The sequence below is a fragment of the Pseudomonas sp. GNP012 genome, from assembly GCF_054343835.1.
Map to the genome: position 1 here is coordinate 5361287 of NZ_JBTGUU010000001.1, position 15187 is coordinate 5376473.

A 15187-nucleotide genomic window follows, 5' to 3' on the forward strand; every position below is an offset into this window, starting at 1 on the left:
CTCAGCCGTGCACAAGGGGCGAATTTCGGTCAAATGTTTTGGCCATATCGATCCCCTTTTGGCCTTTCCTGCCGTTCTCCGAAATCGTCCGTGCCGCAAGACTGTGTTCAACCGAATCAGCCTGCGGAGAACAACAAAATGCTGACGATCTACTCGAATGATCACCACCTGCACCACGGCCGTTGTGAATTGATAGACGGGCAACTCAAGCCCTGCTTCGAAATGCCTTCGCGTGCAGACCACGTGCTGGCAAGGGTGCAAAATCAAAATCTCGGCCCTGTCGAAGCGCCGAAGGATTTCGGCCTTGGACCGATCGAACGCATTCACAGCCGCGACTACCTCGACTTTTTCAAAGGCGCCTGGGCACGCTGGACCGAGTTCAACACCGACGGTGACTTGCTGCCTTACACCTGGCCAGCCCGTACCCTGCGCCGGATCAAACCCGCCAGCCTGCATGGCGAACTCGGTTACTACAGCTTCGATGGCGGTGCCCCGATCACCGCCGGTACCTGGCAGGCGGCGTATAGCGCAGCGCAAGTCGCCCTCACCGCCCAGGCGGAAATCCAGCGCGGCGCCCGTTCGGCCTTCGCCCTGTGCCGTCCACCAGGACACCACGCCGCCAGCGATTTGATGGGGGGTTATTGCTACCTCAACAACGCGGCCATCGCCGCTCAGGCGTTCCTCGATCAGGGCCACAAAAAGGTCGCGATCCTCGACGTCGATTACCACCATGGCAACGGCACGCAGTCGATCTTCTACGAACGCAGCGACGTGCTGTTCACCTCGATCCATGGCCACCCGGAAGCCGAGTTTCCGTTCTTCCTCGGCTATGAAGACGAATTGGGCGAGGGCCCCGGCGAGGGCTTCAACTTCAACTATCCTCTGGCCGCAGGTTCAGGCTGGGACACCTGGAGCGCGGCGCTGGAACAGGCCTGCAAAGAGATCGAAAGCTACGGCGCCGACATCGTCGTGGTCTCCCTGGGCGTCGACACATTCAAGGACGATCCGATCTCGCAATTCAAACTCGACAGCCCGGATTACCTGGCCATGGGCAAGCGCATTGCGGCTCTCGGCAAACCGACGCTGTTCGTGATGGAAGGCGGCTACGCGGTAGAAGAAATCGGCATCAACGCCGTGAACGTTCTCGAAGGTTTCGAAAGCGCCCAATGAGGATTAGAACAATGACAAGACTCAAGCGTTTGATCGTTCCAGCCCTGGGCGCCCTGGTGCTCAGTGGCGTTGCCCATGCTGAAGAACGAACGTTGCGCGTCTACAACTGGTTCGACTACATCACCCCCAAGGCTCTGGAAGACTTCAAGGCCCAGAACAGCCAAACCAAGCTGGTCTACGACATTTTCGACACCAACGAAGCACTGGAAGCCAAGTTGCTGACCGGCAACTCCGGCTACGACGTGGTGGTGCCGTCCAACGTGTTCCTCGCCAAGCAGATCGAAGCCGGCGTGTTCCAGCCACTGGACCGCAGCAAGTTGCCGAACTGGAACCACCTCGATCCCAAGCTGATGAAGCTGATCGAAGCCAACGACCCGGGCAACAAATTCGCCGTGCCTTACATGTACGGGACCATCCTGATCGGCTTCAACCCGGACAAGGTCAAGGCCGTGCTCGGCGACAACGCACCAGTGGACAGCTGGGACCTGATCTTCAAGGAAGAGAACATCAGCAAGCTCAAGCAGTGCGGCGTCGCCCTGCTCGACTCGCCCTCGGAGATCTTGCCGCTGGCCCTGCAACACCTCGGCCTCGATCCCAACAGCAAAAAGCCTGCGGACTACGACAAGGCTGAAGCGCTGCTGATGAAGATCCGCCCGTACATCACCTACTTCCACTCATCGAAATACATGGCCGATATCGCCAACGGTGACATCTGCGTCGCGGTCGGTTATTCCGGCAGCTTCTCGCAAGCCGCCAACCGCGCCAAGGAAGCCAAGAACGGTGTGATCGTCGACATGCGCTTGCCGAAGGAAGGCGCGCCGATCTGGTTCGACATGCTCGCAATACCCAAGGGCGCGAAGAATCCGGAAGACGCCTACACCTTCATCAACTACCTGCTGCAACCCCAGGTGATTGCGCCGGTCAGTGACTTCGTCGGCTACCCGAACCCGAACAAGGACGCCACGGAAATGGTCGACCCGGCGATCCGCAACAACCCGAACCTGTACCCGACCGACACGGCAATGAGCACGCTCTACACCCTGCAACCGTTGCCGCGCGATGCCGAACGTGCGCGGACCCGGGCCTGGACCAAGATCAAGTCCGGTACCTGACAACCGCGTCATTCCCGTCATCATCAAGACCTGCGTTTACGCAGGTCTTTTTCTACCCGCGTTTCAGCCAGCACGCCACACCGCCCGCAATCGCTCCAGCGCTGACTCGATCGATTTTTCGGGCACGGCGGCGAAGCCCAGCACCAGCCCCGCTCGCTGATCCATCGGTGTCGTGGAATCGGGCAACCAATAGCTGCTCAAGCCGTTGATCTCGACATTGACGCTTTGCGCCAACTCGATCAGTTCACGTTCACGCGCCACGCCATCGACGGGGACGGTCACGTGCAACCCGGCGGCGACGGTGGGTAATGGCCCGACCCCGGGAATCTCCGCCGGCCAGCCATTGAGCAATGTGTTACGGCGACTCAACGCCGCACGGCGCATGCGGCGGATATGCCGCTGGAAATGCCCGGCCGCCATGAACTCGGCCATCACCGCCTGGGTACTGACCTCGGAATGGCGTACGTCCACGGCACGGCGTTGAGCAAAAGCCTGCACCAGCCCTGTCGGTAACACCAGGTAACCCAGGCGCAACGCCGGAAACGCCACTTTGCCGAACGTGCCGACATAGAGCACCCGGCCTTGCCGATCCAGTGCCGCCAGAGGCGCCAGTGGCGCACCGCTGTAGCGGTACTCGCCGTCGTAGTCATCCTCGACGATCCAGCCCTGGGTGCGCTCGGCCCAGGCCAGCAGCTCCAGACGGCGAGCCAGGCTCATCACCACCCCGGTGGGGTACTGATGGGACGGGGTGACGTAGGTCAAACGGCAATCACGCAGCTGTGCCAGTTCAGCGCAGTCGATGCCCTCGCCATCCACCGCCACCCCATGCAACTTCGCACCTGCCACGGCGAACGCATGACCGGCCGCCCGATACCCGGGATTTTCAAGCGCCACCCCGTCACCGGGCTCCACCAGCAGCTGTGCACAAAGGCTGATCCCCTGCTGCGCACCACTGGTGATCACAATTTGTTCAGCCGTGCACTGCATGCCACGGGAACTGCGCAAGTACGCAGCAATCATCCCGCGCAAGCGCGCATCGCCAGCCGGGTCGCCGTAGCACAGCTGCTGCAAATCCGGCTTGCGCCAGAAAGCCGCATTCAGCTTGGCCCAGACCTCGAATGGAAACAGATCGAACGCCGGAACACCGACCCGAAATGCCCGCGGCGGTCCGCTCGGCGGACTGGGTAAATGGTTGTTTTTTACCCGGGCCAACGGATCGTTGTGGATAACTTTGCTGGATGGATCCACAGGTAAATCGAGCCGATTTGTGGATAAGGTTGTTGATAACCCTGTTGAAAAGCCTGTGGATACTTTTGTGGATAGTTTTTTTGCCGGCAACACCGTCTGAGGCAGTTGCGCGACATAAGTGCCGTCCCCGACTCGCCCCTCAATGAAGCCTTCGGCGTACAACTGATCGTAGGCACGCACCACACTGTTGCGGGAAATCGCCAGCGCTGCGGCCAGGTCACGACTGGCCGGCAGACGCGTTCCACTGGCCAATCGTCCGTCGAGGACGCGCAGGCGCAAGGCCTGATAAAGCTGGCGACTCAACCCCTGGCGACGGTCGAGTTCGATACCCGCCGGGTTGAAAGACAGGGAAAGCGGCACATCCGTCATGAAAATGGACCCATGAAATTGGTCATTAATGGCTCTTACAACAGACCAATAGCCTGCCTAGGATGAAGGCATTCGCCAAGGAAAATATCTCCATGTATACGCCGCGCGCTTTTGCCATCGACGAGTTGTCCCAACTGCATGAACTGATCCTCGCCACCCGTCTCGCCATATTGGTGACCCACGGCGAAAGCGGCCTGCAAGCCAGTCATGTGCCGGTGCTGCTGCATTGCGAACAAGGCTTGAACGGCACGTTGTACGGGCATCTGGCCAAAGCCAATCCACAGTGGAAAGACCTGCGCGACGGTGCCGAAGCCCTGCTGATTTTTGCCGGTGCCGACGCCTACGTCAGCCCCGGCTTCTACCCGAGCAAGGCCGAACACGGCAAAGTCGTGCCAACCTGGAACTACGTCGCCGTACACGCCTATGGCCGAGCCGAAACCTTTAGCGATGGCGGGCGGCTGCTCGACATCGTCAGCACCCTCACCGACCGTCATGAAGCTGGCCGCGCCCAACCATGGTCAGTGGCCGATGCCCCCGCCGATTACATCGACGGCATGCTCAAGGCCATCGTCGGTTTCGCCATTCCCATCGACCGCATGGAAGGCAAGCGCAAGCTCAGCCAGAACCGCAGCCCCGCCGACATCGCCGGCGTACGCGAAGGCCTGGCCGCCAGCCCCGACGTCAACGACCAGACCCTCGCCCAATTGATGCGCTAAGGAAATCACCATGAGTCAAATCGACATTCGCCAAGTCACCACCGGTGATCACGCGGTCTGGTTGCCGCTGTGGCAAGCCTACCTGCGCTTCTATAAAACCGAATTGCCGGAGGCTGTCACTCACAGCACCTGGCAGCGCATGCTCGACCCGAACGAACCGACCCACGCCGCCCTCGCCTGGGCTGACAACAAAGCCGTGGGCATGGTGCATTTCATCTACCATCGTTCGAACTGGGCCATCGAAAACGCCTGCTACCTGCAAGACTTACTGGTGGTTCCGGAAACCCGAGGCACCGGCGTCGGCCGGCAACTGATCGAGTTCGTCTACGCCACGGCCAAGGCCGACGGCTGCAACAAGGTGCACTGGCTGACCCACGAAACCAACGCTACCGCGATCCAGCTCTACGAGCGCCTTGCAGAACGCCCCGGTTTCATCCAGTTTCGCAAAGCCATCTAAGGTTCAAGGAGAACAACATGTCGACTTCACTCGCCAACTGGAAAGGCGTCCCGGCCCCCACGACGCAACTGATCGAAGGACGCTTCATCCGCCTGGAAAAACTCGACCCGGCGCGCCACGGCGACGACCTGTTCAAAGCGCTGCAAGGCCCCGGCGCCGACCCAAAGCTTTGGGACTATCTGCCATACGGTCCCTTCCCGGAGCGCAGTGCCTTCAATGACTGGCTGAACAACCACGCAGCCAATAGCGACCCGTACTTCTTCAGCGTGATCGATCGCGCCAGCGGCGAGGTCCAGGGCATCCTCAGCCTGATGTCCATCGTCCCGGCCCAGGGCCGCATCGAAATCGGCCACGTCACCTTCGGCGCGCCGATGCAGCGCTCGCCGAAAAGCACCGAGGCGGTTTACCTGCTGGCCAAGGAATCCTTCGCCCTCGGCTACCGTCGCCTGGAATGGAAATGCAACAACGCCAACGCCCGCTCCAAATATGCGGCCGAGCGTTTGGGTTTCAGTTTTGAGGGTGTGTTTCGCCAGCACATGGTGGTCAAGGGGCAGAACCGCGATACGGCGTGGTACTCCATCCTGGATTCGGAATGGCCGGCGATTGGGGCTGGGTTCGAGCGTTGGTTGAGTGATGAGAACCAGACGGGGTCGGGGCAGTTGAAAAGCCTCGTTGAGTGCCGCGGCTAAAAGCATCAAAAGCAAAAGATCGCCCGAGCGCGGACCGAGCCTTCGGCAGCTCCTACAGGGTTGGTGTGTAGGAGCTGCCGAAGGCTGCGATCCTTTGATCTTCAAAAGCCTCCAACCCAACGCATCCAAGGCGCGCTGACGCCCACAAACTCTTGCTTTGCCATGGATAAAAAAAGGGGAGCACATGCCCCCCCGAGGTTTAAAGCGTTGTATCGAGGCTGTTATCTCAGCCTTCGATCTCGATCAGGATCTCGCCCGGGTTCACCCGGTCGCCCTTGGCCACGTGAATGGCGGTGACTTTACCGGCGATGGCCGCCTGGACTTCGGTTTCCATCTTCATCGCTTCGGTGATCAGCACGGCTTGGCCCGCCTTGACGGTGTCGCCTTCCTTGACCAGCACATCGACGATGTTGCCCGGCATGGTGGTGCTGACATGGCCTGGTGCGGTGGCTTGCTTGCGCTTGCTGCTGCCGCCGCCGACGAATTCGTTGAGCGGCTCGAACACCACTTCTTCCGGCATGCCGTCGATGGACAGGTAGAAGTGACGCTTGCCTTCAGCCTTGACGCCGACACCGGTGATGTCGACGCGGTAGGTTTCGCCGTGAACGTCGATGACGAACTCGGTCGGTACGCCTTCACCGCCCGCCGAAGCCACCTTGCCGGCTTCCGGAATCGGCAACAGCACTTCAGGTGTCAGGGTTCCGGCCGCACGCTCTTCGAGGAACTTGCGACCGATGTCCGGGAACATCGCGAAGGTCAGCACGTCTTCTTCAGACTTGGCCAGAGCACCGATATCGGCACGCAGCTTGGCCATTTCCGGCTTGAGCAGATCGGCTGGGCGCACGTCGATCACTTCTTCGCTGCCGATGGCCTGGCGACGCAGTTGTTCGTTGACGATGCCCGGCGCCTTGCCGTAGCCGCCTTGCAGGTACAGCTTCACTTCGTTGGTGATGGTCTTGTAGCGCTCGCCGGCCAGCACGTTGAAGAACGCCTGGGTGCCGACGATCTGCGAGGTCGGGGTCACCAGCGGCGGGAAGCCGAGGTCTTCGCGAACTCGCGGGATTTCGGCCAGCACTTCGCTCATGCGATTCAGCGCGCCCTGCTCTTTCAACTGGTTGGCCAGGTTGGAAATCATCCCGCCCGGTACCTGGTTGACTTGCACACGGGTGTCGACGGCGGTGAATTCGCTTTCGAACTGGTGGTACTTCTTGCGCACGGCGTAGAAGTACAGGCCGATCTCTTGCAGCAATTCCAGGTTCAGGCCGGTGTCGAACTCGCTGCCCTTGAGGGCCGCGACCATCGACTCGGTGCCCGGGTGGCTGGTGCCCCAGGCGAAGCTGGAGATCGCGGTGTCGATATGGTCAGCGCCGTTTTCGATTGCCTTCATCTGGCACATCGCGGCCAGGCCAGCGGTGTCGTGCGAGTGGATGAACACGGGTAGCGATTGCTCGGCTTTCAGAGCCTTGACCAGTTCGCCAGTAGCGTACGGGGTCAGCAAACCGGCCATGTCCTTGATCGCCACCGAGTCGCAACCCATGGCTTCCATTTGCTTGGCCTGGTTCACGAAGGCTTCGATGGTGTGCACCGGGCTGGTGGTGTAGGCGATGGTGCCCTGGGCGTGTTTGCCGGCGGCTTTCACCGCTTCGATGGCCACGCGCAGGTTACGCACGTCGTTCATGGCGTCGAAGATACGGAACACGTCGATGCCGTTGACCGCGGCCTTGGCGACGAAGGCTTTGACCACGTCGTCGCTGTAGTGGCGGTAGCCCAGCAGGTTCTGGCCGCGCAACAGCATTTGCAGGCGGGTGTTAGGCAGCGCGGCGCGCAGTTGGCGCAGACGCTCCCACGGGTCTTCCTTCAGGAAACGTACACAGGCGTCGAACGTTGCGCCGCCCCAGCACTCCAGCGACCAGTAGCCGACTTTGTCGAGCTTGTCGCAGATGGGCAGCATGTCTTCAGTGCGCATGCGGGTGGCGAGCAGCGATTGGTGGGCGTCGCGCAGGATCGTGTCGGTAACGTGGATTTGTTTGCTCATTGTTCTATTCCTCACAGGCCTGCGTGGGCGGCGATGGCGGCGGCGATGGCCAGGGCCAGCTCTTCGGGTTTGCGCTTGATCGAGTAGTTGGTCAGTTCAGGGTGGCTTTCAACGAAGCTGGTATTGAACTGGCCGCTACGGAATTCCGGGTTACGCAGAATTTCCTGGTAGTACGCGGCAGTGGTCTTGACCCCTTGCAGACGCATGTCATCGAGGGCGCGCAGACCACGGTCCATCGCCTCTTCCCAGGTCAGCGCCCACACCACCAGTTTCAGGCACATGGAGTCGTAGAACGGTGGAATGGTGTAGCCGGTGTAGATCGCCGTGTCCGTCCGCACACCGGGACCGCCGGGTGCGTAGTAACGGGTGATCTTGCCGAAGCTCGGCAGGAAGTTGTTCTTCGGGTCTTCGGCGTTGATCCGGAATTGCAGGGCGAAACCACGGTGCTGGATGTCTTCCTGTTTCACCGAAAGCGGCAAGCCGGAGGCAATGCGAATCTGCTCGCGGACAATGTCGATGCCAGTGATTTCTTCGGTGATGGTGTGTTCCACCTGCACCCGGGTGTTCATCTCCATGAAGTACACCTCGCCCTCGGCGAGCAGGAACTCCACGGTGCCGGCGTTCTCGTAGCCCACGGCCTTGGCTGCACGCACCGACAGGTCGCCGATGTAGGCGCGCTGTTCCGGGGTCAGTTGCGGACTCGGGGCGATCTCGATCAGCTTCTGGTTGCGGCGCTGGATCGAGCAGTCACGCTCGAACAGGTGCACCACGTTGCCGAAGCTGTCGCCAAGGATCTGCGCTTCAATATGCTTGGGATTGACGATGCATTTTTCCAGGAACACTTCCGCCGAACCGAATGCCTTGGTGGCTTCGGAAATGACCCGAGGGAAAGCCTGTTCGAGTTCTTCACGGCTGTTGCAGCGACGAATACCCCGACCACCACCACCGGATGTGGCCTTGAGCATCACCGGGTAGCCAATGCGATCGCCTTCGGTGAGGGCTTCTTCGATGCCCGACACGTTGCCTTCGGTGCCCGGAGTGACCGGCACGCCGGCCTTGATCATGCTGCGGCGCGCTTCGGTCTTGTCGCCCATGCGGCGAATGACTTCAGCCGATGGACCAATGAATTTGATCCCGCGCTCAGCGCAGATTTCCGCCAGTTCGGCGTTTTCCGACAGGAAACCGTAACCGGGGTGCAGTGCATCGCAACCGGTTTCCACAGCCAGGTTCACCAGCTTGCGCGGGTTCAGGTAACCGGCCAGCGGTTCGGCACCGATGCTGTGGGCCTCGTCCGCACGCTTCACATGCAAGGCATGGCGGTCGGCGTCGGAATAGATCGCGACCGAGCGAATGCCCATTTCGGCACAGGCACGTACGATTCGTACGGCAATCTCACCACGGTTGGCGATCAGGATCTTTGTTATCACTTGGAGTTTCCCTTGAGCCGGTGGTACCTACAACCTGCTAGACACCAGGTCGACGAGTGACCAAATGTTTCAAATTGGTCGCAGGTCCACACTAGCGCCCACAAGGGATTAACAAAAATGAATAAAAATTGGGTCGTGCATAAGTAAAGACTTATAGTTGATTCACCAGCCAGCGACGAGAGTGACCGGATAATGCGTAAGTCATTGATGCGTATGACTTTGCGGCAATTGCAGATCTTCAATGAGGTCTGTGATTTGCGCTCTTACAGCCGCGCGGCCGACGAAATGTCGCTCACACAACCTGCTGTCAGCCTGCAGATTCGTCAGCTCGAAGAGCTGATTGGCCAGCCTTTGTTCGATTACGTCGGCAAAAAGCTCTACATGACCGAAGCAGCTGAAGCGTTACAGCGAGCCAGCCGGGATATTTTCGGACGCCTGGAAAACCTCGACATGCAGCTGTCGGACATGCAGGGCTCGTTGCAGGGGCAATTGAAACTGGCGGTTGAATCCAGCGCCAAATATTTCGTGCCGCATCTGTTTGCCGCATTCAAACGCCAGCACCCGGAGGTGAACCTGCAACTGACGGTAGTCAATCGCGGCCAGGTGATTCGGCGTCTGTCGGACAACCGCGACGACCTGGTGATCATGTCCATGGTGCCTCAGGACATGGGCCTGGAGTTCCTGCCGTTCCTGAACAACCCGATCGTCGCCGTGGCGCCACCGGATCACCCGCTGTGTCACATGGGGCCGCTGCGCTTGCAGGATCTCGAACCCTACACACTGTTGCTGCGTGAGCCAGGCTCCGGGACGCGGCTGGCGTGCGAAGAATACTTCAAAGAGAAGCGTGTGCACTTCAACCAGACTCAGGAAGTTTCGTCTGCCGAAGCTCAGCGAGAATGTGTACTGGCAGGCCTGGGCGTTGCGCTGTTGACGCGCCACGCCCTGAACCTTGAGCTGGCAACCGGCGGGTTGATCGAGCTACCCATCGAAGAGCTGCCACTGTTCCGCAGTTGGTGCCTGGTGCAGGCCAAGGCGAAACGCCTGTCACCGGTAGCTCACGCCTTCCTGGCGTTTATCCGCAGTGAACGGATCCAGATCAGCGCGCTGGTTGAGCGTTTCGACGGGAAGTCGAGGGAGATGCCTGCCAGAAGTTGAGTTCCAACTCCGGAAAATCGCCAATTTCGGCCAGAAGCTGACGGCGTTCGCAGCGATCTTCGATAGCGCGACGGAATTCCATGCGGCGCTGGTCTTCCTGCTGACGACGGGTTTTGACAGCGCTGTTGCGTTCTTCGTAGGGCATGGCCATTTCGAGTCTCCCAAGGCGAGTACGGGAGTTTCAAGATAGGCGCGAGGGATGACGGTTTGGCGGCTCGGGTGTTACAGACTGATGAAAATTGCGGAGTATTCGAGGACGCCATCGCGAGCAAGCTCGCTCCCACAGGAGATCGCGGTCAAAGGTGGGAGCGAGCCTGCTCGCGATTAAGGTCGGAACGACCTTACGACGACGTCAGTCGTCCAGCGCTTTCACCGACTTGGGTGACAACCGCAAACTGCGCAAACTGCGTTTAACGCTCTTGAGGTGATTGACCAGGCTCGGGCCGCGGGCCATGGCCACGCCCATCGCCAGCACATCGATCACCACCAGGTGGGCGATACGCGAGGTCAGCGGCGTATAGATTTCAGTGTCCTCGTGCACATCGATTGCCAGGTTGACCGTCGACAACTCGGCCAATGGCGTCTGGCTTGGGCACAACGTGATCAACGAAGCGCCGCTTTCACGCACCAGGTTGGCGGTGATCAGCAGGTCCTTGGAACGACCCGACTGGGAAATGCAGATGGCCACGTCAGTCGGCTTCAATGTCACGGCCGACATCGCCTGCATGTGCGGGTCGGAGTACGCCGCTGCGGTAAGCAGCAAACGGAAGAATTTGTGCTGCGCATCCGCCGCGACCGCACCCGAGGCGCCAAAACCATAGAACTCGACGCGCTGGGCCTGGGACATCAGCGTCACAGCCCTCTGCAATTCCAGCGGATCGAGTTTCTCGCGAACCTCCATCAGGGTATGCAGGGTGGTGTCGAAGATTTTCAGGCTGTAGTCGGCGACCGAATCGTCTTCGTGGATCGCAAACTGGCCAAAACTCGCACCGGCCGCCAGGCTCTGGGCCAGCTTCAGCTTCAGATCCTGAAAGCCGGAACAGCCGATGGCACGGCAAAAACGCACGATGGTCGGCTCACTGATGCCCACGCTGTGGGCCAGGTCGGCCATGGAGCTGTGCATCACGGCCGCCGGATCAAGCAGCACGTGGTCGGCGACCTTGAGCTCCGACTTGCGTAACAGGTGACGAGACTGGGCGATGTGTTGCAGCAGATTCAAAGGGCTGGACTCTTTGTTATTGGCAGGCGCCGGGGATGTAGCACGCTTGTAGTTATACTACATGAATCGGCTTTTTGCCTGCTCAATGCGTAACCGGATCCCTCGATTTTTGGGTGTGCGGACGTGATGTAGCGGTAAAAAACCCAATGCGACGCCACCACCCCCACACCAACAAGAAACAAAACTTATAAATAAGACCTGATGATTTAATTAATCATCAATACAAAGACCACACATACAGCCTTACAAATACACTCTACTCCCCCCAAACCACAAACAAGTATTTCGACGTATATTGCCCACGCAGGACGCAATTAACTTTAACTTAAAGGAATATATTATGAAGTTTGAAACCAGTGGTTGGATTGCTCAAATCGATCGTATGACGGGCGCCGCTTCTTTTCGCACTTACGGCACCGTAACCGTTGAAAACAGCGGCGTAGACGCATTACTAACAGAAAGTCCGATCCAGGATAAATCCAATAATCTTCGATTGGAATTGCATCTTCTTCCTTCTCTTGATCCTTCGGCACAGGTTCTGACAGACAAATTTGTTGAATATAAGAAACTGGGCGACTCCAATGTTACCGGAGTAAGTATTTACCATGACGACGTGTTAGTGACCACCATTGATAAAGTGTTGATCACACACTAAGAACAATTAGTACCAGGAGTTCCCGCCACCTGCAAAGTCCAGCGGGAACTCCCTTTCAACCTGCGCGCTGCTCTCGTAGCAGCCGTGCCAATCCCTGCGCTTCAATCGGCCGACTGATGAGATAGCCTTGCACCTCATCGCAGCGCTCATTCTTGAGGAATTCGAGCTGCTCCGTCCGCTCCACGCCTTCCGCCACTACCTTCAACGACAGGCCGTGCGCCATGGCGATGATCGCCCGGGTAATCGCCGCATCTTCGCTGCCTTCGCCCAAGCCGCGAATGAACGCCTGATCGATCTTCACGTAATCCACCGGGATACGCTTGAGGTAGCTCAGCGACGAATAGCCCGTGCCGAAATCATCAATCGCCAGCTTCACGCCCAGATCACGCAACTGCTGGAAGGTTGCGATGATGTGCTCGACGCTGTCCAGCAACTGGCTTTCGGTAAGCTCCAGCTCCAGGTAGTGCGGTGCCAGCCCGGTCTCTTCCAGCACCTGTCGCACCAGGCTGACCAGCTTGCCCTGGCGCAACTGATGCACCGACAAGTTGACCGACACCCGAATCGGCTCAAGCCCCTGCCGCTGCCACTCACAGGCTTGCCAACAGGCCTGACGCAGCACGAACTCACCGATCGGGCCGATCAATCCGGTTTCTTCAGCCAGACCGATGAAATCCCCCGGCGGCACGCGGCCCATGGTCGGATGATCCCAACGCACCAGCGCCTCGGCAGCATTCAGCTTGCCCGTGGCCAGGCACAGCTTGGGTTGGTAGAACACCTTCAACTGCTTCTCTTCGATGGCTTTGCGCAAGTGGTTTTCCAGCTGCAAACGCTCCAGCGTGCTGGCTTGCAGGCTGTCGGTGTAGAACTGGAAGTTGTTGCCACCCAAATGCTTTGCGTGCTGCATGGCCATGTTCGATTGACTGACCAACGCGGAAATTTCCCGGGCGCTATCCGGCAACAGACTGATGCCCATTGACGCACTGACCACCAGCTCATGCCCGTCAATGGTCACCGGCAAACGCAACTTGCTCGCCAGACGAGTCGCCACCCGGGCCAGGCTCGAAAGGTTGCCGTAGGAGTTGAACAGCACGGCAAACTCATCGCCCGAGAGTCGCGCGATGGTGTCTGCTTCAGGCAATGCATTCACCAGTCGCCGGGCCATTTTCTGCAACAACTGGTCGGCGACTTCATGCCCCAGGCTGTCGTTGAGTTGCTTGAACCGGTCGAGATTGATGTGCAGCAAGGCCAGGCTGCGATAACCGCCCTGTCGTACCCGTTGATGAGCCTCGCTGAGGCGCTCGCGGAACATCGCGCGGTTGGCCAGCCCCGTGAGTTCGTCGTAATGGGTCAGATAGCGCATTCGCTCTTCGGATTCCCGGCGGGCAGAAAGATCCGCGAAGAAGCCCACGATATGGCTGACATTTCCCCGGCTATCGCGCACGGCGTTCAATTGCAGCCATTGCGGATACATCTCGCCGTTCTTGCGGGTTTCCACCAATTCGCCCTGCCAGCTGCCTTGCTGCTCCAGCGCCTGATGGATCGTGGCGTAATGCCGACGCGCATCGCGACTGCATGGCAACTCAACGACATTGCGTCCGATCATGTCTTCGATGGCATAGCCGGTCACCCGACTGAAGGCTTGATTGATTGCGATCAGGGCATAGTTCGGGTCGAAAATCACAATCCCTTCGCTGGCCGCCTCGAATACGGTCGCCGCCAGTTGCCGCTGCTCTTCCAGGTTTTTGCTGACACTGATGTCGCGCCGAGTGCCGACCATGCGCAAAACCCGTCCGTTCTCGGCACGCTCGACCGCCCGCCCACGGTCCTCGATCCAGACCCAGTGGCCATCGCCATGGCGCACGCGATACTCGATTTGATAGTCCTCGGTGCGACCCTTCAGATGCTCGACCAGCGCCCTTTTCAGCGCTGGAAGGTCCTCGGGGTGAAGACGCGGCTTGAGGTGACGCAGTATTGCCGTGACCTGGTCCGGCTCCAGGCCGAACAGTTCCTGAATCTGCGTGTGATGGACTTCGTCGGTTTGCAGATTCCAGTCCCACAACCCCAACTCGCTGGCCTTCAATGCCAACGCCAGGCGGGCTTCGCTCTTGCTCAGCGCCTGGTTGGCGGCGTCCAGCTCCAGGCTGCGCTGAGCGACGCGGTTTTCCAGGTCGACCTGGATTTCTCGCAACTCGTTCTCGGCGCGTCGACGCTGTTCGATCTCCTTGGCCAGCTTTTGATTGAGCTGGTCACTGCAGCTTTGCGCCTGCTGTAGATGCTCGATCAGTGCCTGGTTCTGAAAGCGTCGCATCAAGCCCCGATCGATCAATCGATTGACCTGCCAGGCAACCACACTCAATGCACCGAGCAGAATCAGCCCGAACCAGCCCCAGCCCTGCTGCTGTTCGTCACCGCCCCAAAACATATAGGCAATGGCCGGTAGCAGGCAGGGCAAGGTGAAAGACAGAAAGGCCGGCAAACTGACGGCATAAGCCACGCTGGCCGAAAGCGCTGCGGCACCGATGAGGCCGAAGACCCAGGCTTGCTGAATGAAGTTATCGGCGGGAACCAGGGCAATGCCGGCACCGGCCAGGGTCAGACCGGTGAGGCCGGAACCCAGCAAAAACATCCGCCGCCAAATGGGCTGGGCTTGACGATTGGGGATGGCCGAATCGAAGGCTGCGACCTGAATCACCCGCAATGCCACCAAGGACAACAACCACACCAGCCAGACACTGACCAGGAAATAGCGCTGCGGACTCCAGAGCAAACCGGCACAGACCAGGCCATTGATCAGCATGAACAACGTGGGCAGCAGCGAGCCCTGATACAACAGGCGCGTGCGTTCGACCGCCATTTCCATGGCGTATTGCTTTCTGATAACCCGGGGCTCCACAGTGGGGCCCGACAGGTCGAAGCTGAGGGTCATAGGCGATGT

At 59.4% G+C, this 15187-nt stretch carries 13 protein-coding genes; 7 read left to right on the plus strand and 6 right to left on the minus strand.

The window, feature by feature from the left end; genetic code table 11:
• The first annotated feature begins 138 nt into the window (after positions 1–138).
• A complete protein-coding gene (locus tag ACXX83_RS24370) occupies positions 139–1170 on the plus strand; it encodes a histone deacetylase family protein (protein ID WP_007971719.1) in 1032 nt (343 codons plus the stop codon).
• A gap of 11 nt (positions 1171–1181) precedes the next feature.
• Positions 1182–2282 carry a polyamine ABC transporter substrate-binding protein gene (locus ACXX83_RS24375; protein ID WP_218481015.1) on the plus strand — a complete coding sequence of 367 codons (1101 nt, stop codon included), beginning with the start codon at positions 1182–1184 and terminating at the stop codon, positions 2280–2282.
• A 63-nt stretch (positions 2283–2345) separates the two neighbouring features.
• Here ACXX83_RS24375 and pdxR read toward each other — a convergent pair whose 3' ends face one another.
• Positions 2346–3899 (minus strand): MocR-like pyridoxine biosynthesis transcription factor PdxR, encoded by a 1554-nt coding sequence (pdxR, locus tag ACXX83_RS24380; protein WP_458549792.1) that lies wholly within the window; start codon positions 3897–3899, stop codon positions 2346–2348.
• A 92-nt stretch (positions 3900–3991) separates the two neighbouring features.
• On the opposite strand from pdxR, the gene ACXX83_RS24385 reads away from it, so the two are divergent.
• The 3 genes from ACXX83_RS24385 to ACXX83_RS24395 are packed head-to-tail and all read left to right on the plus strand — an operon-like array spanning position 3992 to position 5761.
• Positions 3992–4615, plus strand: a complete 624-nt coding sequence (locus ACXX83_RS24385) for an FMN-binding negative transcriptional regulator (protein ID WP_458549793.1) — start codon at positions 3992–3994, stop codon at positions 4613–4615.
• A gap of 10 nt (positions 4616–4625) precedes the next feature.
• Positions 4626–5072: a GNAT family N-acetyltransferase gene (locus ACXX83_RS24390; RefSeq protein ID WP_458549794.1), complete on the plus strand. Its 447-nt coding sequence runs from the start codon at positions 4626–4628 to the stop codon at positions 5070–5072.
• 17 nt (positions 5073–5089) lie between these two features.
• A complete protein-coding gene (locus ACXX83_RS24395) occupies positions 5090–5761 on the plus strand; it encodes a GNAT family N-acetyltransferase (protein WP_458549795.1) in 672 nt (223 codons plus the stop codon).
• Between the two features lie 226 nt (positions 5762–5987).
• On the opposite strand, the gene oadA is transcribed toward ACXX83_RS24395, so the two are convergent.
• Positions 5988–7796 (minus strand): sodium-extruding oxaloacetate decarboxylase subunit alpha, encoded by a 1809-nt coding sequence (gene oadA, locus ACXX83_RS24400; protein ID WP_217836732.1) that lies wholly within the window; start codon positions 7794–7796, stop codon positions 5988–5990.
• A gap of 11 nt (positions 7797–7807) precedes the next feature.
• Positions 7808–9223 carry an acetyl-CoA carboxylase biotin carboxylase subunit gene (locus tag ACXX83_RS24405; protein WP_007971702.1) on the minus strand — a complete coding sequence of 472 codons (1416 nt, stop codon included), beginning with the start codon at positions 9221–9223 and terminating at the stop codon, positions 7808–7810.
• A gap of 192 nt (positions 9224–9415) precedes the next feature.
• Between ACXX83_RS24405 and ACXX83_RS24410 the strand changes: the two genes are divergently transcribed.
• Complete coding sequence (locus ACXX83_RS24410) at positions 9416–10378, plus strand: LysR family transcriptional regulator (RefSeq protein ID WP_007971700.1); 963 nt, start codon at positions 9416–9418, stop codon at positions 10376–10378.
• Here ACXX83_RS24410 and ACXX83_RS24415 read toward each other — a convergent pair.
• The gene (locus ACXX83_RS24415) at positions 10320–10529 is read right to left on the minus strand and encodes a PA3496 family putative envelope integrity protein (RefSeq protein ID WP_007971698.1); all 210 of its coding nucleotides are present in this window, start codon (positions 10527–10529) and stop codon (positions 10320–10322) included. The two genes, ACXX83_RS24410 and ACXX83_RS24415, sit on opposite strands and share 59 nt — an antisense overlap.
• A gap of 201 nt (positions 10530–10730) precedes the next feature.
• Positions 10731–11597, minus strand: coding sequence for a transcriptional regulator HexR (gene hexR, locus ACXX83_RS24420; RefSeq protein ID WP_007954250.1), 867 nt, complete (start codon positions 11595–11597; stop codon positions 10731–10733).
• Between the two features lie 340 nt (positions 11598–11937).
• Here hexR and ACXX83_RS24425 point away from each other — a divergent pair, with 340 nt between their 5' ends.
• Positions 11938–12252, plus strand: a complete 315-nt coding sequence (locus ACXX83_RS24425; protein WP_217836733.1) for a hypothetical protein — start codon at positions 11938–11940, stop codon at positions 12250–12252.
• 55 nt (positions 12253–12307) lie between these two features.
• Here ACXX83_RS24425 and ACXX83_RS24430 read toward each other — a convergent pair whose 3' ends face one another.
• Complete coding sequence (locus ACXX83_RS24430; protein ID WP_458549796.1) at positions 12308–15178, minus strand: EAL domain-containing protein; 2871 nt, start codon at positions 15176–15178, stop codon at positions 12308–12310.
• Positions 15179–15187: the final 9 nt, after the last annotated feature.

Coding starts and splice junctions, on each gene's coding strand:
- ACXX83_RS24385 (WP_458549793.1), top strand. CDS start 3,992: ATGTATACGCCGCGCGCTTTTGCCATCGACGAGTTGTCCCAACTGCAT.
- ACXX83_RS24395 (WP_458549795.1), top strand. CDS start 5,090: ATGTCGACTTCACTCGCCAACTGGAAAGGCGTCCCGGCCCCCACGACG.
- ACXX83_RS24410 (WP_007971700.1), top strand. CDS start 9,416: ATGCGTAAGTCATTGATGCGTATGACTTTGCGGCAATTGCAGATCTTC.
- ACXX83_RS24370 (WP_007971719.1), top strand. CDS start 139: ATGCTGACGATCTACTCGAATGATCACCACCTGCACCACGGCCGTTGT.
- ACXX83_RS24430 (WP_458549796.1), bottom strand. CDS start 15,178: ATGACCCTCAGCTTCGACCTGTCGGGCCCCACTGTGGAGCCCCGGGTT.
- oadA (WP_217836732.1), bottom strand. CDS start 7,796: ATGAGCAAACAAATCCACGTTACCGACACGATCCTGCGCGACGCCCAC.
- ACXX83_RS24375 (WP_218481015.1), top strand. CDS start 1,182: ATGACAAGACTCAAGCGTTTGATCGTTCCAGCCCTGGGCGCCCTGGTG.
- ACXX83_RS24425 (WP_217836733.1), top strand. CDS start 11,938: ATGAAGTTTGAAACCAGTGGTTGGATTGCTCAAATCGATCGTATGACG.
- pdxR (WP_458549792.1), bottom strand. CDS start 3,899: ATGACGGATGTGCCGCTTTCCCTGTCTTTCAACCCGGCGGGTATCGAA.
- ACXX83_RS24390 (WP_458549794.1), top strand. CDS start 4,626: ATGAGTCAAATCGACATTCGCCAAGTCACCACCGGTGATCACGCGGTC.
- ACXX83_RS24415 (WP_007971698.1), bottom strand. CDS start 10,529: ATGGCCATGCCCTACGAAGAACGCAACAGCGCTGTCAAAACCCGTCGT.